The organism is Caballeronia sp. J97 (assembly GCF_905220305.1).
GTDB lineage: Bacteria > Pseudomonadota > Gammaproteobacteria > Burkholderiales > Burkholderiaceae > Caballeronia.
On sequence record NZ_CAJMZL010000040.1, the window covers coordinates 1 to 18,923 of the forward strand.

At 62.3% G+C, this 18,923-nt stretch carries 18 protein-coding genes; 7 read left to right on the forward strand and 11 right to left on the reverse strand.

Going from position 1 to position 18,923, the window contains the following annotated elements; translation table 11 throughout:
- Positions 1-97: 97 nt before the first annotated feature.
- A complete protein-coding gene (locus U4Y90_RS31985) occupies positions 98-1,732 on the forward strand; it encodes an NAD(P)/FAD-dependent oxidoreductase (protein ID WP_321800733.1) in 1,635 nt (544 codons plus the stop codon).
- Positions 1,733-1,779: 47 nt separating this feature from the next.
- Here the strand turns inward: U4Y90_RS31985 and U4Y90_RS31990 are convergent, their stop codons facing one another.
- The 3 genes from U4Y90_RS31990 to U4Y90_RS32000 form a co-directional block, all read right to left on the reverse strand.
- Positions 1,780-3,321 (reverse strand): altronate dehydratase family protein, encoded by a 1,542-nt coding sequence (locus tag U4Y90_RS31990; RefSeq protein WP_321800735.1) that lies wholly within the window; start codon positions 3,319-3,321, stop codon positions 1,780-1,782.
- Between the two features lie 16 nt (positions 3,322-3,337).
- Positions 3,338-4,624, reverse strand: a complete 1,287-nt coding sequence (locus tag U4Y90_RS31995; protein ID WP_321800737.1) for an MFS transporter — start codon at positions 4,622-4,624, stop codon at positions 3,338-3,340.
- Positions 4,625-4,720: 96 nt separating this feature from the next.
- Complete coding sequence (locus U4Y90_RS32000; RefSeq protein WP_321800739.1) at positions 4,721-5,845, reverse strand: mannitol dehydrogenase family protein; 1,125 nt, start codon at positions 5,843-5,845, stop codon at positions 4,721-4,723.
- A 241-nt stretch (positions 5,846-6,086) separates the two neighbouring features.
- Between U4Y90_RS32000 and U4Y90_RS32005 the strand changes: the two genes are divergently transcribed.
- Positions 6,087-6,785 (forward strand): FadR/GntR family transcriptional regulator, encoded by a 699-nt coding sequence (locus U4Y90_RS32005; RefSeq protein ID WP_321800741.1) that lies wholly within the window; start codon positions 6,087-6,089, stop codon positions 6,783-6,785.
- Between the two features lie 48 nt (positions 6,786-6,833).
- Here the strand turns inward: U4Y90_RS32005 and U4Y90_RS32010 are convergent, their stop codons facing one another.
- A complete protein-coding gene (locus tag U4Y90_RS32010; RefSeq protein ID WP_008344375.1) occupies positions 6,834-7,154 on the reverse strand; it encodes a hypothetical protein in 321 nt (106 codons plus the stop codon).
- Positions 7,155-7,528: 374 nt separating this feature from the next.
- Here U4Y90_RS32010 and U4Y90_RS32015 point away from each other — a divergent pair, with 374 nt between their 5' ends.
- Positions 7,529-8,404, forward strand: a complete 876-nt coding sequence (locus tag U4Y90_RS32015) for an SAM-dependent methyltransferase (protein WP_321800744.1) — start codon at positions 7,529-7,531, stop codon at positions 8,402-8,404.
- On the opposite strand, the gene U4Y90_RS32020 is transcribed toward U4Y90_RS32015, so the two are convergent.
- Positions 8,405-8,962 (reverse strand): DUF1415 domain-containing protein, encoded by a 558-nt coding sequence (locus U4Y90_RS32020; RefSeq protein WP_321800745.1) that lies wholly within the window; start codon positions 8,960-8,962, stop codon positions 8,405-8,407.
- Entirely contained in the window at positions 8,955-9,605 is a 651-nt protein-coding gene (locus U4Y90_RS32025) for a TetR/AcrR family transcriptional regulator (RefSeq protein WP_321800747.1), read from the reverse strand. Before U4Y90_RS32025 ends, U4Y90_RS32020 begins: the two co-directional genes overlap by 8 nt.
- Positions 9,606-9,727: 122 nt before the next feature.
- Between U4Y90_RS32025 and U4Y90_RS32030 the strand changes: the two genes are divergently transcribed.
- On the forward strand, positions 9,728-11,011 hold the full coding sequence (locus U4Y90_RS32030; RefSeq protein WP_321800749.1) for an MFS transporter: 1,284 nt from the start codon (positions 9,728-9,730) through the stop codon (positions 11,009-11,011).
- A gap of 105 nt (positions 11,012-11,116) precedes the next feature.
- Positions 11,117-11,713, forward strand: a complete 597-nt coding sequence (locus U4Y90_RS32035) for a nitroreductase family protein (protein ID WP_321800750.1) — start codon at positions 11,117-11,119, stop codon at positions 11,711-11,713.
- 6 nt (positions 11,714-11,719) lie between these two features.
- On the opposite strand, the gene U4Y90_RS32040 is transcribed toward U4Y90_RS32035, so the two are convergent.
- Positions 11,720-13,207, reverse strand: coding sequence for an MFS transporter (locus U4Y90_RS32040; protein ID WP_321800751.1), 1,488 nt, complete (start codon positions 13,205-13,207; stop codon positions 11,720-11,722).
- A gap of 212 nt (positions 13,208-13,419) precedes the next feature.
- Here U4Y90_RS32040 and U4Y90_RS32045 point away from each other — a divergent pair, with 212 nt between their 5' ends.
- Positions 13,420-14,670 (forward strand): Hsp70 family protein, encoded by a 1,251-nt coding sequence (locus U4Y90_RS32045; RefSeq protein WP_321800812.1) that lies wholly within the window; start codon positions 13,420-13,422, stop codon positions 14,668-14,670.
- Between the two features lie 76 nt (positions 14,671-14,746).
- Here the strand turns inward: U4Y90_RS32045 and U4Y90_RS32050 are convergent, their stop codons facing one another.
- Positions 14,747-14,950 (reverse strand): cold-shock protein, encoded by a 204-nt coding sequence (locus U4Y90_RS32050; RefSeq protein WP_007000074.1) that lies wholly within the window; start codon positions 14,948-14,950, stop codon positions 14,747-14,749.
- A gap of 453 nt (positions 14,951-15,403) precedes the next feature.
- Here U4Y90_RS32050 and U4Y90_RS32055 point away from each other — a divergent pair, with 453 nt between their 5' ends.
- Entirely contained in the window at positions 15,404-16,996 is a 1,593-nt protein-coding gene (locus tag U4Y90_RS32055; protein WP_321800754.1) for an APC family permease, read from the forward strand.
- A gap of 57 nt (positions 16,997-17,053) precedes the next feature.
- Here U4Y90_RS32055 and U4Y90_RS32060 read toward each other — a convergent pair whose 3' ends face one another.
- The 3 genes from U4Y90_RS32060 to grxD form a co-directional block, all read right to left on the reverse strand.
- A complete protein-coding gene (locus U4Y90_RS32060; protein WP_321800755.1) occupies positions 17,054-17,839 on the reverse strand; it encodes a class III extradiol ring-cleavage dioxygenase in 786 nt (261 codons plus the stop codon).
- 109 nt (positions 17,840-17,948) lie between these two features.
- Positions 17,949-18,548, reverse strand: coding sequence for a UbiX family flavin prenyltransferase (locus tag U4Y90_RS32065; protein WP_321800756.1), 600 nt, complete (start codon positions 18,546-18,548; stop codon positions 17,949-17,951).
- Positions 18,549-18,559: 11 nt separating this feature from the next.
- Positions 18,560-18,871, reverse strand: coding sequence for a Grx4 family monothiol glutaredoxin (gene grxD, locus U4Y90_RS32070; RefSeq protein ID WP_321800757.1), 312 nt, complete (start codon positions 18,869-18,871; stop codon positions 18,560-18,562).
- Positions 18,872-18,923: the final 52 nt, after the last annotated feature.

Below are 18,923 nucleotides of genomic sequence, written 5' to 3' on the forward strand. Positions count from 1 at the left end.
AGCAATACACCACCGCAACGCGTAAACTGCGCGTCTCTCAAGCGTTAGAATTCCCTCTACGTTTTCCGAAAGCGCGGCCAGCGCCGTCGATGTCCCCATGCTACGTCTAAGCGAACTCAAGCTCTCGCTCGATCATCCCGAATCGGCTATCGAACCTGCGGTTCTCGCGCGTCTCGCGGAGATCGGGGTCGGTGCGAACGAACTCGTGAGCTTCCGCATATTTCGCCGGGCGCACGATGCTCGCAAGCGCGCCGATATCAAACTTACCTACATCATCGATGTCGAGCTGAAAGACGAGGCGTCGGTATTGAAACGCCTCGAGACGCATCCGTATCCGCACTGCGGTGTGACGCCGGATATGGCGTATCGTTTCGTGGCGAAAGCGCCGGCATTGTCGACGCTGCTGCGTCCGGTCGTCATCGGCATGGGTCCGTGCGGGCTGTTTGCTGGTTTGATCCTCGCGCAAATGGGTTTCCGGCCGATCATTCTCGAGCGCGGCAAAGCCGTGCGGGAGCGAACGAAAGACACGTGGGGTCTCTGGCGACGCAACGAACTCAATCCAGAGTCAAACGTGCAATTCGGCGAGGGCGGCGCTGGTACGTTCTCGGACGGCAAACTCTATAGCCAGATCAAGGATCCGAAACACTACGGTCGCAAAGTGCTCGACGAGTTCGTCAAAGCCGGCGCGCCGGAAGACATCTTGTACTTGAGCCGCCCGCACATCGGTACGTTCCGGCTGGTGAGCATGGTCGAGAAGATGCGTGCACAGATCCATCAACTCGGCGGTGAAGTGAGATTCCAGCATCGCGTCGAAGATATCGAGATCGAGGCTGGCAAGGTCCGCGGGCTCAAGCTTTCGACCGGCGAGACGCTGCGCTGCGATCACGTCGTACTTGCCGTCGGGCACAGTGCGCGAGACACGTTCCAGATGTTGCACGATCGCGGTGTCTACATGGAAGCCAAGCCGTTTTCGCTCGGCTTTCGCATCGAGCATCCGCAAGGTGTGATCGACAGAAGCCGCTTCGGCAAATTCGCCGGACATGAAAAGCTCGGCGCAGCGGACTACAAAGTGGTCCATCACTGCAGCAATGGCCGCGCAGTCTATAGCTTTTGCATGTGCCCGGGCGGCACGGTCGTCGCGGCGACGTCTGAACCCGGACGCGTCGTGACGAACGGCATGAGCCAGTATTCTCGCGCCGAGCGCAACGCGAACGCCGGGATCGTCGTGGGCATTACGCCGGACGACTATCCGGGCGGCCCGCTTGCCGGCATCGCGTTTCAGCGTAAATGGGAAGAGCGCGCGTTCGAATTGGGCGGCGGCGACTACTCCGCACCGGGACAGCTCGTCGGCGATTTCATCGCGGGCCGCGCATCCACTTCACTCGGTTCTGTGGCGCCGTCTTATAAGCCAGGCGTGAAGCCGACCGACCTGAGCACCGCGCTGCCCGATTACGTGATCGAAGCGATTCGCGAAGCTTTGCCCGAGCTCGACAAGAAAATCAAGGGATTCGCGATGCATGACGCCGTGCTGACCGGCGTAGAGACGCGCACATCTTCGCCGATTCGCGTGCGCCGCAAGGACGACTATCAGAGTGTCAACGTCGAAGGTCTGTATCCGGCGGGAGAGGGTGCGGGCTACGCTGGCGGGATCTATTCCGCGGCGATCGATGGCATCGAGGTCGCCGAGGCGGTGGCCATCCAGATGATGGCGCAGCACGCGGCGACCGCCTGACGACAAAAAAGGCGCATCGGCAAGAGCGATGCGCCTCGACATACTCGTCAGGTCACCACGCCCACCTGCCAGGGCACGAACTCACTCTGCCCATATCCATGCAGCTCGCTCTTCGACGCCACGCCTGACGCGCAGTCGAGCATCATCTGAAAGATTGCATCGCCGAGCTGTTCGATCGTCGCGGAGCCGTCGATCACGCCGCCGCAGTTGATGTCCATATCCTCTTCCTGCCGTTCCCACAGCGCAGTGTTCGTCGCGAGTTTCAAGGAAGGCGAGGGCGCGCATCCATAAGCCGACCCGCGACCGGTCGTGAAGCAGATCAGATTTGCGCCCGACGCGACCTGTCCCGTCGCGGACATCGGATCGTAGCCGGGCGAATCCATGAAAACGAAGCCCTTTGCGTCGATTCGCTGAGCGTACTCATACACTTCGACGAGATTCGTGGTGCCACCTTTCGCGACCGCGCCGAGCGACTTTTCGAGGATCGTCGTCAATCCGCCGACCTTGTTCCCTGCTGACGGATTGTTGTCCATCGCCGCGCCGTTGCGCGCGCAGTATTCTTCCCACCACTTGATGCGCGCGAGCAGCTTTTCACCGACTTCGCGGCTCACAGCGCGGCGCGTGAGCAGATGCTCCGCGCCGTAGACTTCAGGCGTTTCCGACAGAATCGCAGTGCCGCCATGCGCGACGAGTTTGTCGACCGCGGCGCCCAAAGCGGGATTTGCCGAAATGCCCGAATAGCCATCCGATCCGCCGCACTGCAACCCGACGATCAGATGCGACGCCGGCAGCGGCTCGCGCTGCACGCGATTCGCATCGGCGAGCATTTCCTTCACCATCGCGATGCCGCGTTCGATCGTCTTGCGCGTGCCGCCGCTATCCTGGATCGTAAAACTGCGCAGCTTCTCGCCGTCCTTCAGACCGCTCGATTCGAGCACGCCCGAAATCTGGTTCGTCTCGCATCCCAGACCGACGAACAGCACCGAATGAAAATTCGGATGCACCGCGTAGCCCGAAAGCGTGCGGCGCAGAATGCCGAGCCCTTCGCCCTGCATGTCGATGCCGCATCCGAGACCATGCGTGAGGGCGATCACGCCATCCACGTTCGGATATTCCGCGAGCGCTTCCGGATGCACGTCGCGCCGGAAGTGATCGGCGATCGCGCGCGCGACCGTGGCCGAGCAATTCACGCTCGTCAGCACGCCGACGAAGTTGCGCGTCGCGACGCGGCCGTCGTCGCGGCGGATGCCCATGAAGGTCGCGGGCTCGTCGACGAACGGCGTCGGGTGCAGATCGACGCCGAACTCGTGCTCGCGCGCGAAATCGGCCATCGACAGATTGTGCGTGTGCACGTGCTGTCCGCGCGCAATCGCCTCGCGCGCCACGCCGATGATCTGGTTGTAGCGCTTCACGGGCGCGCCCGCGGCGATATCGCGCGTCGCGATCTTGTGACCCGGCGGAATCAGCCCCGCGACGACGAGGTCCTCCGACGCGATGCGCGCGCCGGAGAGCAACTGACGCGTCGCGATCACGACATCGTCGTTCGGATGCAGCCGGATGACCGCATGGTCGGTGGATGGGGTGGACATGGTTTTGGTCTCGGACTCAGATCGTGGAAGGCGCGCGGCTGTCGCGGCGGGATTGCTCGTCTTCGGCGCGATTGAGCGGCTCGATCTTGCCGACGATTACAAGATAGCTGAACGCGCCGAGGAAGCAGAAGCCGCCCGCGACGCACAGCGGAATCACGAACGAGCCCTTGGTGATCGCGAGCATCACGCCGGTGAAGGTCGTGATGACGATGCCCGCCAGGTTCGACGCGAAATTTTGAATGCCGCCGATGGATGCGACATGATCCGGCGTCGGCGCGACGTCGCTCGGCAGCGACCAGATGCTGGCGGCGGCGAACGCGAGGCTGGCGTAAGCGATGCCGAAAAACGCGAGCATCAGATAAATGTTGGTTACGAACGCGCACAGCGTGATGACCGATGACATCAGCATGCCACCGACCATGCATGTCTTGCGTGCGGCGGTCAGGCTCCAGCCGCGCTTGAAGAGCGAATCCGACACGACGCCGCCGAGCCAGCCGCCCGGAATCGACATCAGCGCGGGAATCGTGCCGAGCGTGCCGAGCGATTTCAGCGAGAAGCCGTGCGCCTGCACGAGATAGCTCGGGAACCAGGTGATGAAAAAGTAGATGACGAAGTTCAGGCAGAAGAAGCCGAGCATCATGCCCCACAGCGTGCGGTACTTGAACAGCGAGGCCCACGACACCTTGTTCTTCGGCGCAACCGGTTGCACCGGCGCGACGTCCGTTTCGCCGGTCAGATCGCCTTTCGACTTGTTTCGGTAGATCAGGAACCAGCCGAGAATCCAGACGAAGCCGATCACGCCGGTGATGACGAACGACGCTTCCCAACCGAACGAACTGATGATCAGCGCGACGACCGGAATCGAGAGCGCCGAGCCGACGCGCGAACCGCTATCGAAGATGCTGGTCGCGAACGCGCGCTGCTCCTTCTTGAACCATTGCGACACGAGTTTCGCGCACGACGGATACGCCCCCGCCTCGCCGACACCCAGCATCAATCGGCAGCCGAACATGCCGACCACGCTCGACGCGACGGCGGTGAGCGCGGTGAACACCGACCACCAGCCCACGGCGAGCGGCAGCGCGATGCGCGCGCCGACGCGATCGACGAACCAGCCGAAGGGCATTTGCATGAGCGCGTAGCTCCAGAAGAAGCCGCTCAGGATGAAGCCCATTTCAGCCGGTCCGATGCCGAGCGCCTTTTCGATTTGCGGCGCGGCGACCGCGAGGTTTGCGCGATCGATGTAATTGATCGCGATTGCCAGAAAAGCCAGAAATATCACTACCCAACGCATTTTGCGCATCGTTTTGTCTCCTCAGTGGGCGGCACTTCATGTATTTCGGCTCGAGCCGCGATGCCGACGCGGTGAGCCGTGATTCGAAAATGGTCGTACCGCTCTTCAGGCGGTTTTGAGCGCCTCGCGCAAACGCTTTTGCTCGATGTCGAGATTCAGTTCGCGCGCGAGATCGATGACGGGCTGAAAGCGTCGAACCTTTTTCTCATCGTGATTGCGCGCGATGTCGGCGAGCCGATGAACGAGAAACGGATTTTCGAAGCGATCGCGCACGCTAGCGAGATAGTCCGTGGCGACATCGCGCTGGCCGAGCGCCGCGAATACCGGCAGCACTTCGTCGCGCCACGTCGCTTCCAGCGGCTCGCGATACGCCGGTTCGCGCATCGCGTCGAGCACGGTCATGTCGGGCGAACCGTCGTGCGTGCGCCAGATTTGCGCGAGCATCGTGTGGCCGAGATTCAGCATCAGGAGCTTGAGACGCTCGTAGTGCGCGAGATCGTCGGTGATGACGATGTCCTCGTGCTCGCACGGCAGCACCATGCCGGCCCGGCGCTCGATCGCCCACAGCGCGTACGGCTCGGCAATCGCGCCGACCGGCTGGATCGGCTCCGACACGATGCGGTCCACAAGCGAATTCACCCAGACACAGCCTTTCGTCAGATAGCCGATGAACGCCTCGTCGACGTTCCAGCCGCGCGCAACGCCGATGACGAGATCGCGCAGCGTGTCGCCGTTGCGCGAAACCAGTTCGCAAGGCAGGAGCGTAATCGGCTCGGCGCCGGCGCGATATCGCGCGTGGAGCAACACTGCGAGCTTGGCCGCGAAGCCGCGCGGTGTGCGCTGGCCATCGAGCAGATCGGCGGTGTCTTCGTTGAAGAGCGCGTAGCCGGCATCCGCCGTGTTCGAGACGATCACTTTCACGTCGCGGTTCATGCGCTCGATCAGCAATGGCCAATCTTCGTTCGCGTGGAGCGCCTCGGTGATGGAATCGCACTCGACCGTCGTATCGATGGTTTCATTCCGCTGACGGCCACGGATGCGTACCGGATAGCGCCCGGCCGATCGCAGCGCCTCGACGCGCGCGCGGCTGTCGGCGCTGGACGTCGTCTGAACGACGGTAATCTTGCCGAGCGCTTTCGCCGGGTCGCGTCGCGCCGCGACGGTCACGAAAAAATCGATGTGCGCCTGCAGAAACCGGCTCGTGCCGAACTGGAGAATCGGATTGTTCATGTTTGCGCGTGCCGCTCGTCGTGTCGGCCTGATCCGGGCTGGTTCGTGTGGGAACGGTTCCAGATCGCCCAAAAAAAATTGGCCACCTGGCCTTACCGGATTGCATACTAGTGTCTTGAAATAGAATTGGTCAAGCCACTTGTAAAAGGTTCGCGAACGGCAAACGCCCGTCGCACGGTGCGTCAGCCCTTCCACTGATTACAATCCACGTTTTCCCCGAGACAAAAGCAGGAGCCAGCACGTGAGCGTGAAACCAGCCGAAACGCGCCGCCTCTATCTACAGATCGCCGACAAGCTGCGCGGGCTGATCGAGCAGCAGGATTTCGCCCCGAACGGCCGCTTGCCGTCCGAGCGCGAGCTGGCGCAGACGCTCGGCGTATCGCGGCCGTCCGTGCGCGAGGCGCTCGTTGCGCTGGAGCTGGAAGGGCGTGTCGAAATCCGCATGGGATCGGGCGTGTATATCGTCGCGACGCCGGCGGCCAAGCCCGCGGCGACCGAGGCGGAACTGGGCGAAAGTCCGATCGAGATCATGAACGCGCGCAGCGTGATCGAGGGCGCGATCGCGGCGAGTATCGCGCCCTTCGCGAAGCCGAAGCAGTTGAAGGCGCTGCGCGCGGTGTACGAAACGATGGCGCGCGAAGTCGCGCACGGCCAGGTGCCGATGGCGGCCGATCGCGCATTTCACATCGCGATCGCGCAGATGACGGGCAACGACGTGCTCGTGCGCACGGTAGGCAGTCTGTACGACGAACGGCACAGCCCGCTGTCATCGACGTTGCGTGGGCACTTCGAAGGGGAAGAAACGTGGGCGGCCGCGCTCGGCGAGCATCGCGAGATTCTGGAGGCGCTGGAGGCGCGCGACGCAATACAGGCGCAAGCCGCGATGCAGCGGCACATGCGTCAGTCCGCAGCGCGCCTCATGACCAGGCGCAAAAACTGACCCGGGCGCGCGCTCGAAAGGCGCGCCGGTTTCGAAAGCGTGAGCGCTTCAGCCAGGATAGGCTTCATCGACCTTCAGACCCGCTAGCTTGAAGATCACGCGCAGCGTCTGCGGCGCGATCTCCCGCCGCGAGGCGAGCGTCGTCAGGACGAAATCCATCACTTTGGCGTACTTCAGCATCGTCAGGCACGTTTCGATGTCGGTGGAGCCGTCGCGCATCGACTCGGCGAGGCGCAACATTTCCACGGATATCTCTCGGGCCATCTCCAGTTCCAACTGCTGCTTTTCGCTCCACGCGGGCATCGCGGTCAGTGCCGCGAGCATCTCCTGGAATTGTTTCTCTGCTTTCTTGTCCGGGATCGCATCCATCGCCGTCCTCTCATGTTCATGGCGTCGGCGAGTCGCATTCGCCGCGCTGTGCGTTAGGTGTTACGTAACAAGGCTGGGCGCGGTGACGACGTTGCACGTCTCGAGGCGCGGCTTGCTACTGGCTTGTTGCTCCTGCTTGCTGCATCGGTACGCGGCCTGCGGCCACGCTGTGTCGTCTTTCCAATGGTCTCATTGTCGGACGTTGCACAATCTGTTCCATGCGTTTTGCTGCCACGCATTGGCGATCAGCCGGGCTGGAACAAGAGCGTCTTCGCGCTTTTGGGTAAACTTCCCCTTTTGAGACGGCAGAACCAGCGGTTAGCGCACATTCGGCGCGAACAAGCTCCGCTTTTTTTATTCGACACACCTTCAAGATGACCAGGAAGTCCTCCGCGCCGGCTTCGGGTACGCCCGACCCCTCCACCAAACACGAGATTCGTCCAGGTCAGTCGATCGAACTGCTGAAGGAACTCCACATCCTTACGCGCGACGGCAAGATGAACCAGGACAGCCGCCGCAAACTGAAGCAGGTCTACCACCTCTATCAGTTCATCGAACCGCTTCTCGCCGAAGTGCATGCGAGCCAAGGGGCCGTATCACTCGTCGACCATGGCGCGGGAAAATCCTATCTTGGGTTTATTCTCTACGATCTCTTCTTCAAGACTCTGCGCGATCGGTCACACATCTTTGGAATCGAGACGCGCGAAGAGCTTGTAAAAAAATCCGAAGAATTGGCGCAGCGCCTCGGGTTTACAGGGATGTCATTTCTGAATCTGTCGGTGGCCGAATCAATCGATTCGGATCGTCTACCTGATTCGATCGATGTCGTCACCGCGCTGCATGCGTGCAACACGGCGACCGACGACGCCATCCACTTCGCTCTGCAAAAGAAAGCGAAATACATCGTCGTGGTGCCGTGCTGTCAGGCCGAAGTGGCTTCGGTGCTGCGCAAGAACAAAGGGCACTCGCTCTCGAAAAACGTGCTGACGGAAATATGGCGGCATCCGTTGCACACACGTGAATTTGGGAGCCAGATCACCAACGTGCTGCGTTGTCTGCAGCTCGAATCGCACGGATATCAGGTGAGCGTGACGGAACTCGTCGGCTGGGAGCACTCGATGAAAAACGAGCTCATCATCGCGCAATTCAAGGATTTGCCGCGCGGGCGGCCCGCGCAGAGACTCTCGGACGTGCTCGAATCGCTCGGGCTGGACGAACTGCGAGCGCGTTTTTTCACGTCCGCGAACTGATCAGGTTTTGTCCTTCATCCACGCTGCGAGGCCGTCGTGTCCGAGACGGCGCAGCGTTTCGATATTCCGCTCATAAATATCGGATGCTTCGGGGAACGCATCGACGGCGCGATCGATGCTCGCTTCGCGCAGCAGATGAAAGATCGGATACGGCGCGCGATTCGTGTAGTTGTCGATATCGTCGGGCGCGGTGCCTTCGAACCGATACTGCGGATGGAAGCTCGCGATCTGCAATTCGCCCGCCAACCCCAATTGGTCGAGCAGGCGCTCGGCGAAAAAAAGGGCGTCGTTGTAGTCGGCAAAATCCGCGAACGCGCGCGGCGTGATGAAAAGCGTGGTGTCGACGGTTTCGTGATCCGCGTCGTGCAAGAGGCGAAGCTCGTCCGTCAGTTCTACGACCAAATCGTCCACATCGCGCGCCTCGCTCACCACATAGCGAATCTGCTTTTTGACATGCACGCTCTTCGCGAACGGGCACAAATTGAGACCGATCACCGCGCGGGTGAGCCAGTGTCGAGTCGCCGCGATCACATCGTCGCGGGTGGTGCTGTCAGTCATTACCTTCCTCTTTGCCATGCGCGGGACAAGCCGCGGCGATCAGCGTGCGCGCGATGCGCGGCGCGGCGCGCAGCGGACCCGAGCCGGGGCCGTATGTCTGGCTCGTCGCGTAGATGCCGTCTACCAGCAATGCGAGCGATTCAGCCAGCTCAGCGGGATTATCCGCTCCGGCCGCCGTCGAAATCTCGACGAGGCGCGTCATCAGGTAACTTTTATTGCGCTCGACCAATTGCCGCGCGGGATGCGCCGGATCGCCGAATTCGCATGCGATGTTGACGAACGGGCAGCCGCGATAGTCCGGCGAGGATGCGCGTTTCACCAGATCTTCCAGTCCCTGGACGAGCTGCTTCGCCGGTTCGCCCGGATGTTTCGCGACGCTCGCCTCGAAGCGGCGCCGAAATCCTTCATCCATGCGTTCCAGATAGGCGACGACGAGCTCGTCCTTCGACGCGAACCGCCGGTACAAGCTCATCTTGTTGACGCCCGCGCGCTCGACGACGGCATCGACGCCGATTGCGCGGATGCCGTCGCGATAAAACAGCTCCTGCGCGGCGTCGAGCAATTGCTCCTGCGCGGTCGCGCCGTCGGTGCGGACACTGCGGCGGGCGTGGTTCTTCGGCTGGTCGGAGGTTGATCGGGTCAAGGTCGGATCCTCGAGGATTTCCGTTGCATGCTTGACATGTTACCGATCGGTAACTAAGCTCGCAACTCTGATGTGACAGAGCGGTAACGTCGCGAGACAAAAATCAACCTCACGGAGCAGCGATGAACTGGGTAGCGAGACGGCTGAATGGCCGGGTGCATTACGGCTGGGTGGCGGTGGGCGTCGTGTTTTTCGTGCTGCTCGCGGCGGCCGGCACGCGCGCGACGCCGAGCGTCATGATGTTGCCGCTCGAAAAGCAGTTCGGCTGGTCGCGCGGCACGATTTCGCTCGCGATCTCGATCAACCTCGCGCTCTACGGTCTGGCTGGCCCGTTCGCCGCGGCGGCGATGCAGCGCTTCGGCGTGCGCCCGACGGTGCTCGCGGCGATCGCGACGCTGGCCGCCGGCGTCGGCATTTCGTCGATGATGACCGAGCCGTGGCAAATGGTGCTCGTCTGGGGCGTGATGGTCGGCAGCGCGACGGGCGTTGCCGCGCTCACGCTGTCGGCGACGATCGTGAACCGCTGGTTCACCACGCATCGCGGTCTCGCGATGGGCATTCTCACCGCGAGTTCGGCGACCGGCCAGCTCGTGTTCCTGCCGTTTCTGGCGTCGATTTCCGAACGCTTCGGCTGGCGTCCGGTCGTGTTCGTCGTGGCGGCTGCTGCGGCGGTCGTGCTGCCGCTCGTCGCGTGGCTGTTGCCAGAGCGCCCGGCTGATCTTTCGCTGCGCCCGATCGGTGAAAAGGCGGATCTCCCGCCCGGCGCGCTTCCGGTGCCGAAAAATCCGATCAAGGTCGCGTTCGGCACGCTTGCTTCGGCCAGCAAGACGCGCGATTTCTGGCTGCTTTTCTTCAGCTTCTTCGTCTGCGGCGCGAGCACGAACGGGTACGTCGGCACGCATCTGATCGCGATGTGCTCCGACTACGGCATGACGCAAGTGCAAGGCGCGACGCTGCTCGCCGCGATGGGCATCTTCGATCTTTTCGGCACGACGCTTTCCGGCTGGCTTTCCGACCGCTTCAATGCGCGCGTGCTGCTGTTCTGGTACTACGGCCTGCGCGGACTGTCGCTGATCTATCTGCCGTATGCGTTCGGCATCGATTTCTTCGGTCTGCCGCTGTTCGCCGTGTTCTACGGTCTCGACTGGATCGCCACCGTGCCGCCGACCGTGCGTCTCGCCACCGATGTCTACGGCAAGGAATCGGCGCCGATCGTGTTCGGCTGGGTCGTCGCGGGCCACCAGCTCGGCGCGGCGTTCGCGGCGCTCGGCGGCGGCATGCTGCGTTCGAGCCTCGGCAGCTACACCGTCGCGACGATGATCTCGGGCGGACTGTGCCTCGTCGCGGCCGTCACGGTGCTGCGCATCAATCGCGCGGGCCGGTCGATGGGCGTCGCCGCCACCTGAGGTCCTGCACGCGCGCGCGAGCTTGTTTATCCTTGTCGCCTTGAACGGCGCGCATTCTTGCCGATGCGCGCCGTTCTTCTTTCATCAAGCCAACCAGGACCGAACATGAGCAAAAAGCCCGCGCCCGCCGATGTCGACATCCATGAACTGATCGCCGGCCGCTGGAGTCCGCGCGCCTTCTCCGATGCGCCGATCGAGCGCGCGCAGTTGCATCGCCTGCTCGAAGCGGCGCGCTGGGCGCCTTCGTCGAACAATCTGCAGCCGTGGCGCTTCATCGCGTTCGATCGTCGGCGCGACGAAGCCGCGTTCAAGCGCGCGTTCGACACGCTCGCGCCGTCGAACCAGAAATGGAACGTGAGCGTGCCGCTGCTCGTGTGCGTGACGGCCTCGACACTGACGCCGAAGGGCGACACGAACCGCACCGCGACTTACGACACCGGCGCGGCCGCGATGGCGCTCGTGCTTCAGGCGCACGCGCTGGGACTGGCGACGCATCAGATGGGCGGTTTCGATCGCGAAGCCTTCCGCCAGGCGTTCTCCGTTCCCGCCGATGTCGACATCATCGCGATGATCGCGATCGGTCATCATGGCGACGCCAGCCAGCTCGACGAAACGCTGCGCGAGCGCGAGGCGGCGCCGCGCGCGCGTAAATCGCTGGGCGAGACGGCTTTCGAAGGCGCGTGGGACAAGGCGTTCAAGTAATTGCGCTCAATGCTCGTCCGCCGCCGAAAGCGGACGAGCGACCTCTTCGAGCGATTTGCGCTCCGCCGCGACGCCCCAGATTCCGGCGACGACCGCTGCCGCGAGCATGAGCAGCGAGCCGATCAGATATCCGACGAACACAGCGCCGCGCTCGTGGGTGTCGATCAGTTGCCCGAAAAGCGTCGGCCCGACGATGCCGCCGAGCGCAGTGCCGAACGCGTAGAACACCGCGATGGCGAGCGCGCGGATCTCCAGCGGGAACGTTTCGCTCACCGTCAGATATGCCGAGCTGGCTGCCGCCGACGCGAAAAAGAAAATCACCATCCACGCGATGGTCTGCGTCGTCACAGTCAGCATGCCCTGCATGAACATCCAGCCACTGACGGTCAGCAGCACGCCCGACATCGCATAAGTGAAGGCGATCATCCGGCGCCGGCCGAGCACGTCGAAAAGCTTGCCGAGCAGCACGGGACCGAGGAAATTTCCGGCAGCGAACGGCAGCACATACCAGCCGATGTGATCGCCCGGCACGTGATAGAAATCGGTGAGCACGAGCGCGTAGGTGAAGAAAATCGCGTTATAGAAGAACGCCTGCGCCGTCATCAGCATCAGTCCGACGAGCGAACGGCTGCGATGCGCCTTGAACAGCGTATGCACGACCTCGCGGATTGGCGTTTCCTCCCGCGCGTGCAGACGCAGCGAATTCACGGGCGTGTCGGGAATCTCGACGCCGTGCTGCCGGAAATGCGCCTCGATCTCCTCGACGACCCGTTTCGCTTCTTCTGCGCGATTGTGCGTGATCAGCCATCGCGGACTTTCCGGCACCCACATCCGCATGAAGAGAATCGTGAGTCCGAGCGCCGCGCCGATCAGGAAGCACGCGCGCCAACCCCAATCGGGCGGCAGCAGGGCGGGATCGAGCAGCACGATCGAACCTGCCGCGCCGATGCCCGCGCCGACCCAGAACGTGCCGTTGATCGCGAGATCGGTCCAGCCGCGCAGGCGGGCGGGCGTGAATTCCTGAATCGTCGAATTGATCGCGGTGTATTCGCCGCCTATTCCCGCGCCTGTCAGGAATCGAAACAGCACGAAGGTCGCGAGATTCCACGAAAACGCGGTGGCGGCGGTCGCGGCCACGTAGAGAAAAAGGGTGATGAAAAACAGCTTGCGTCGGCCGAGCCGGTCCGTGAGCCAGCCGAAGCCGAGCGCGCCGAGCACCGCGCCCGCGATATACGCACTGCCCGCGATGCCGACATCGGCGTTCGAAAACCGCAGCGCCGGGCTCGACTTGAGCGCGCTCGCGACCGAGCCCGCGAGCGTCACCTCGAGACCGTCGAGCAGCCATGTAATGCCGAGCGCGAGCACGATCAGCGTGTGAAAGCGCCCCCACGGCAGACGATCGAGCCGTCCGGGCAAGTCCGTTTCGATGATGCCCGGATGATCGGTGACTTGATCGCTCAAACGAATCTCCTGTTGCGCGGCGGTTTCGTTCATGCCTGGAAGGCGTGCATTTCACAGCGGCAAGCGGCGTTTCGCACGCGAAAAAGTGAACAAATTGCCTTAAGGCGAGCAAATTGCATTCCGTTTTCGTCGAATAAACCTATTGGTTTAAAATTATCCAAAATGCGGTTGATGCGCCTTCCGGAACGTGATAAAAACGCCGTCCATGTTTGAATGCGGCGTCCGTCACGACGTCGCCGATGCCCATGACTTATTGCGCGATCGATTTCGGCACGTCGAACTCCGCGGTGGCTCTCCCTGACGGCTTGTCGATCCGGCTGGCGCCCGTCGAAGGGGAGGCGACCACGTTGCCTACCGCCGTTTTCTTCAATACCGACGAGAATAACCAGTCCTACGGCCGCGCGGCGCTCGAGGCGTACATCGACGGCTTCGATGGCCGCCTGATGCGCTCGATGAAGAGCATTCTCGGCTCGCCGCTCGCGGACAACAGCACCGACCTCGGCGATGGCTCCGCGATCAAGTACACGGACGTCATCACGCTCTTTCTGCAGCATTTGAAGCAGAAGGCGCAGGCGATCGCCGCCGAGCCGCTCACGCGCGCGGTGCTGGGCCGCCCGGTGTTTTTCGTCGACGACGATCCGCGCGCGGACCACCTGGCGCAAAAGCAGCTCGAAGCGTGCGCGCATGCGATCGGCTTGCGTGAGATCCACTTCCAGTACGAGCCGATCGCCGCAGCCTTCGACTACGAAGCCGGCCTGACGCAAGAAGGCCTCGTTCTGGTGGCGGATATCGGCGGCGGCACGTCGGACTTTTCGCTCGTGCGCGTCGGGCCGGAGCGTGCGCGCCATCTGGAGCGCAAGGGCGATGTGCTCGCGCATCATGGCGTTCACGTCGCCGGGACGGACTTCGACCGGCGCGTCGAACTTGCGACCGTGCTGCGCGAACTCGGCTACCAATCGCTCGATCCGAAAGGGCGCGAAGTGCCAAGCCCGGTGTATTTCGACCTCGCGACCTGGCATCTGATCAACACGGTGTACACGCCCAGGCGCGTGGGCGAATTGCAACTGATGCGCCATCTCTACACCGATGTGCGTCATCACGACCGCCTGATGCGCGTCGTCGATCGCCGGCTCGGGCACGCGCTGACCGCGCATGCCGAAGAAGCGAAGATCGATGTCGCCGCGGGCGGCACGACCGAGATCGACATGGAAGAGGTGGAAGAAGCGCTGCGCGTCGCATTCGACGAGGCGCAACTTATTGCAGCCGGCGCGGATGAGACGCGGCGCATCGTCGAGGCGGCGCAGGAAACGCTGAAGCGGGCGGGCGTCGCTCCCGCGGACGTCGGCGCAATCTATTTCACCGGCGGCACGACGGGACTGAGATTCCTGTCGGAAGCGTTGTCGGCGGCTTTTCCCGGCGCGCGGCCGGTATTCGGTGACCGCCTCGCCAGTGTGGCGAAGGGACTCGGGATCTACGCGCAACGTGTCTTCGTGTGACGCCGGATTGCTGATCGCATCCGGAAAACAAAAAACCCCGCCGAAGCGGGGTTTTCTGTACGAATTCTAGCGGGTCTTAGACCGGCTTGATGTTCGCGGCTTGCTTGCCCTTCGGGCCAGTCTTCACTTCGTAGGAAACCTTTTGGTTTTCCTGAAGCGTCTTGAAGCCTTCGATGCGGATTTCCGAGAAGTGCGCGAACAGATCTTCGCCGCCGCCATCCGGAGTGATGAAGCCAAAGCCCTTTGCGTCATTGAACCACTTGACGGTACCGGTTTCCATGTTACTTGTTCCAAAAAAATGATGAATAAGGCCGAAGCCCAGGGGTGCGGAAAATCAAGGAAGGGGCAATGGGACCAACCGGAGTACCGTGATGGCGAACTCGAAAGAACCAATTCACTCGCCACTTGAAATCCTGCAAGAAGGTTTATACGGCGAAACCATTTCGCGGTCAATTAATATCCGACTAGTCTGAGGGGATTTTTTTGAGACGCGTAACGAAACCTTACAAGACTTGCAATTACGGACACGATCACCTCGAAAAACACAATATTGAGGCAAATTTTCTTTCCAGTCTGCACCGCATTCGAAAGGTGCAACCGTTAAACTACGCGCCTTTTAGAGGGTTGCACCTGGCATCGCCCGATCGCCGGGAACGTTCCTCGCATCCCTCGGCGAGCGCGGCTTCGTCGGCCGCGAGCGATGCGCGTGCAGCGCGAGACACTGGAGAGAGATTTGAAGAGTTCGATACAGAGAAATATCGGTCCGATGGCGCTACTGCTGACCGGCCTCGGGTCCATCATCGGTTCAGGCTGGCTATTCGGGGCGTGGAAGGCCGCCAAGATCGCCGGGCCAGCCGCGATCGTCGCTTGGGTGATCGGCGCCGTCGTCATTCTGGCAATCGCGCTGACTTACGCGGAACTCGGCGCAATGTTCCCCGAGTCCGGCGGAATGGTGCGCTACGCGCGTTACTCGCACGGTGCGCTCGTCGGGTTCATCAGCGCGTGGGCGAACTGGATCGCGATCGTGTCGGTGATTCCGATCGAAGCCGAAGCGTCCATTCAATATATGAGCACCTGGCCGTACGACTGGGCGCACGCGCTCTTCGTCAACGAGTCGCTCACCCCGATGGGCCTCGTGTTGTCGGCGCTGCTCGTGATCGTCTATTTCATGCTGAATTATTGGGGCGTGAAGGTGTTCGCGCGTGCGAATTCCGCGATCACGATCTTCAAGTTCCTGATTCCGGGCGCGACCATCGCGGGCCTCATCTTCACCGGATTTCACTCGGAAAACCTCGGCACCGCGTCGAGTTTCGCACCGTACGGCTGGCCGGCCGTGTTGACCGCGGTGGCGACGAGCGGCATCGTGTTCAGCTTCAACGGCTTTCAGAGCCCGGTGAACCTCGCCGGCGAGGCGCGTCATCCGGCGCGCAGCGTGCCGTTTGCCGTGATCGGATCGATTCTGCTCGCGCTCGTGATCTACGTGCTGCTGCAAATCGCGTATATCGGCGCGGTGAGTCCTGGCGACGTCGCGAAGGGCTGGTCGCACTTCAATTTCGCGTCGCCGTTTGCGGAACTGGCGCTCGCGCTGAACATGAACTGGCTCGCGATCCTGCTGTACGTCGATGCGTTCGTCAGCCCGAGCGGCACCGGCACAACCTACATGGCGACGACCACGCGCATGATCTACGCGATGCAGCGCAATAACACGATGCCGAAGATTTTTGGCGTCGTGCATCCGTTCTACGGTGTGCCGCGTCCGGCGATGTGGTTCAACCTGCTCGTCGCGTTCATCTTCCTGTTCTTCTTCCGCGGCTGGAGTTCGCTCGCGGCGGTGATTTCGGTCGCGACTGTCATCTCCTATCTCACTGGCCCCGTCAGCCTGATGGCGCTGCGCCGCGCGGCCACCGATCTCGATCGCCCGCTCAAGCTGCCGATGATGGGCGCGATCGCGCCGTTCGCGTTCGTGTGCGCGTCGCTCGTGCTGTTTTGGGCGAAGTGGCCGCTGACCGGCGAAATCATCCTGCTGATGGTCGTCGCGCTTCCTGTCTACTTTTACTTTCAGGGCAAGACGGGTTTCGAGGGCTGGGGCCGCGATCTGAAGGCCGCGTGGTGGCTGGTGGCCTATTTGCCGTCGATGGCGGTGATGTCGCTGATCGGCAGCAAGGACTTCGGCGGAAACGGTTTGCTGCCGTACGGCTGGGACATGGCGGCGGTCGCCGTGCTCGCGCTGATTTTCTACTACTGGGGCGTGCACACCGGCTATCGCACGACCTATCTCGACGAACGCGAAAGCCGCGACGACATTCTTCACGAAGTCGGCGCCTGAGCGCTTCGGTTCGACGGCCAGGAGCCCGCTTGAGCGATCAGGCGGGCTTTTTTGCGATCAATCGTCGGTGAAGACGTAGTTGGTCATCGCAAGCGCGCGCTGGAACGTGCCGAGCGACTGGATGCCGAGCCGATAGTCATCCGCCGCCGCGCCGAGCGCACCGAATACCGGCAGCAGATGTTCATCGGTCGGATGCATCAGCGCGGCATGCGGCGCACGAGCGCGATAGTCGAGCAGGGCGTCGATGTCGCGCTCGGCCATGCGGCCCTCGAACCAGTCGGTGAATTCGGTCACGCGCGGATCGGCGTCTTCCGGGCGCGCGCTGAAATCGGCCATGCGCAGATTGTGCGTGATCTGCCCGGAACCCACGATCATCACGCCGTCATCGCGCAAATCGCGCAATGCGCGTCCGACGCGGAAGTGATGCGCGGCATCGAGCTGCGGTTGGATCGAAAGCTGCGCGACGGGCACGTCGGCATCCGGAAACATCAGGAGCATCGGCACCCATGCGCCGTGATCGAGTCCGTGGTCCGTCGTCGCGGCGGGAATCCCTTGCGCACCGAGCAGCGCGGCGGCGCGTTTCGCGAGATCGGGCGCGCCGGGCGCCGGATAGCGAAGTTCATAGAGCGCGCGCGGAAAGCCGTAGAAGTCGTGGATCGTTTCGGGGCGTTCGGACGTGCTCGCGACTGGCTGGCCAGTGCCCCAATGGGCGGACAGCACCAAAATGGCGCGCGGACGCGGCAGCGATTTTCCGAGCGACGCGAATTCGGATGACGGCATCGACGGATCGATCGGCAGCGTCGGTGCGCCGTGGGAAATGAAGACGGTAGGCAATCGGCTCATGGCAGCAAAAATTCCGTGGGATCTGCCATCAATGTAGTGCCGTCGGCCGGGTTGATAAATGGGCGAGCCGGCAACCAATTGTGTCGCCGCCGTTGTCAATCACCGGATGTCAGTCCGTTTCGCCGCGCAGACCTTGCCAGGCGGACGCAACCGGTTGCCCGAATCCAAATAGATCGATGACGCGCGCGACGGTGTGATCGACCATTTCGTCGATGGTCGCGGGCTTCTGGTAGAACGCGGGCAAAGGCGGAAAGATCACGCCGCCCATTTCGGTGACGGCCGTCATATTGCGCAGATGCGCGAGATTGAAGGGCGTTTCGCGCACGAGCAGCACAAGACGCCGGCGCTCTTTCAGCACGACATCGGCGGCGCGCGTGATGAGGTTGTCGGACAGACCGTGCGCGATGCTCGCGAGCGTGCGCATCGAGCAGGGCGCGACGACCATGCCGTCGGTCGCGAAAGAACCCGACGCGATGGTCGCGCCGACATCGCGCACGCTATGAACGACGTCGGCGAGTGCGTGAACCGCGGTTTTGTCGAGATCGAGTTCGTGCTGAATATTGAGCCAGCCGGCGCTGGAGACGAGCAGATGTGTTTCGACGCCGGAGAGGCGGCGTAGCGTCTCGAGCAGACGCACGCCGTAGATGGCGCCCGTTGCGCCGGTAATCGCGACGATGAGCCGTCGTTTTGCAGCAGCGGGCGCGCTCACTTGCAGAGCACTTAGGCGGCGGCGAAAAGCTGCTGCAGTTCGCCCGATTGATACATCTCCATCATGATGTCCGAGCCGCCGATGAACTCACCCTTCACGTAGAGTTGCGGAATGGTCGGCCAGTTGGAGAATTCCTTGATGCCCTGGCGGATCTCGTCGTCTTCGAGGACGTTCACGGTCATGATCTGATCGACACCGCATGCCTTGAGCACTTGAATCGCACGGCCGGAGAAGCCGCACATCGGGAATTGCGCCGTGCCCTTCATGAAGAGGACGACCGCGTTTTGATCGACGATTTGTTTGATGCGTTCTTGCGTATCCATGGCGTTCCTGCGCTTGAATGTCGTTGGAGGCTGATGGTTGAAATGATAGCGG

Bases quoted from the DNA above. Each gene is read 5' to 3' on its own strand.
- U4Y90_RS31985 (WP_321800733.1), top strand. From the start codon at position 98: ATGCTACGTCTAAGCGAACTCAAGCTCTCGCTCGATCATCCCGAATCG.
- U4Y90_RS31990 (WP_321800735.1), bottom strand. From the start codon at position 3,321: ATGTCCACCCCATCCACCGACCATGCGGTCATCCGGCTGCATCCGAAC.
- U4Y90_RS31995 (WP_321800737.1), bottom strand. From the start codon at position 4,624: ATGCGCAAAATGCGTTGGGTAGTGATATTTCTGGCTTTTCTGGCAATC.
- U4Y90_RS32000 (WP_321800739.1), bottom strand. From the start codon at position 5,845: ATGAACAATCCGATTCTCCAGTTCGGCACGAGCCGGTTTCTGCAGGCG.
- U4Y90_RS32010 (WP_008344375.1), bottom strand. From the start codon at position 7,154: ATGGATGCGATCCCGGACAAGAAAGCAGAGAAACAATTCCAGGAGATG.
- U4Y90_RS32015 (WP_321800744.1), top strand. From the start codon at position 7,529: ATGACCAGGAAGTCCTCCGCGCCGGCTTCGGGTACGCCCGACCCCTCC.
- U4Y90_RS32020 (WP_321800745.1), bottom strand. From the start codon at position 8,962: ATGACTGACAGCACCACCCGCGACGATGTGATCGCGGCGACTCGACAC.
- U4Y90_RS32030 (WP_321800749.1), top strand. From the start codon at position 9,728: ATGAACTGGGTAGCGAGACGGCTGAATGGCCGGGTGCATTACGGCTGG.
- U4Y90_RS32035 (WP_321800750.1), top strand. From the start codon at position 11,117: ATGAGCAAAAAGCCCGCGCCCGCCGATGTCGACATCCATGAACTGATC.
- U4Y90_RS32040 (WP_321800751.1), bottom strand. From the start codon at position 13,207: ATGAACGAAACCGCCGCGCAACAGGAGATTCGTTTGAGCGATCAAGTC.
- U4Y90_RS32045 (WP_321800812.1), top strand. From the start codon at position 13,420: ATGACTTATTGCGCGATCGATTTCGGCACGTCGAACTCCGCGGTGGCT.
- U4Y90_RS32050 (WP_007000074.1), bottom strand. From the start codon at position 14,950: ATGGAAACCGGTACCGTCAAGTGGTTCAATGACGCAAAGGGCTTTGGC.
- U4Y90_RS32060 (WP_321800755.1), bottom strand. From the start codon at position 17,839: ATGAGCCGATTGCCTACCGTCTTCATTTCCCACGGCGCACCGACGCTG.
- grxD (WP_321800757.1), bottom strand. From the start codon at position 18,871: ATGGATACGCAAGAACGCATCAAACAAATCGTCGATCAAAACGCGGTC.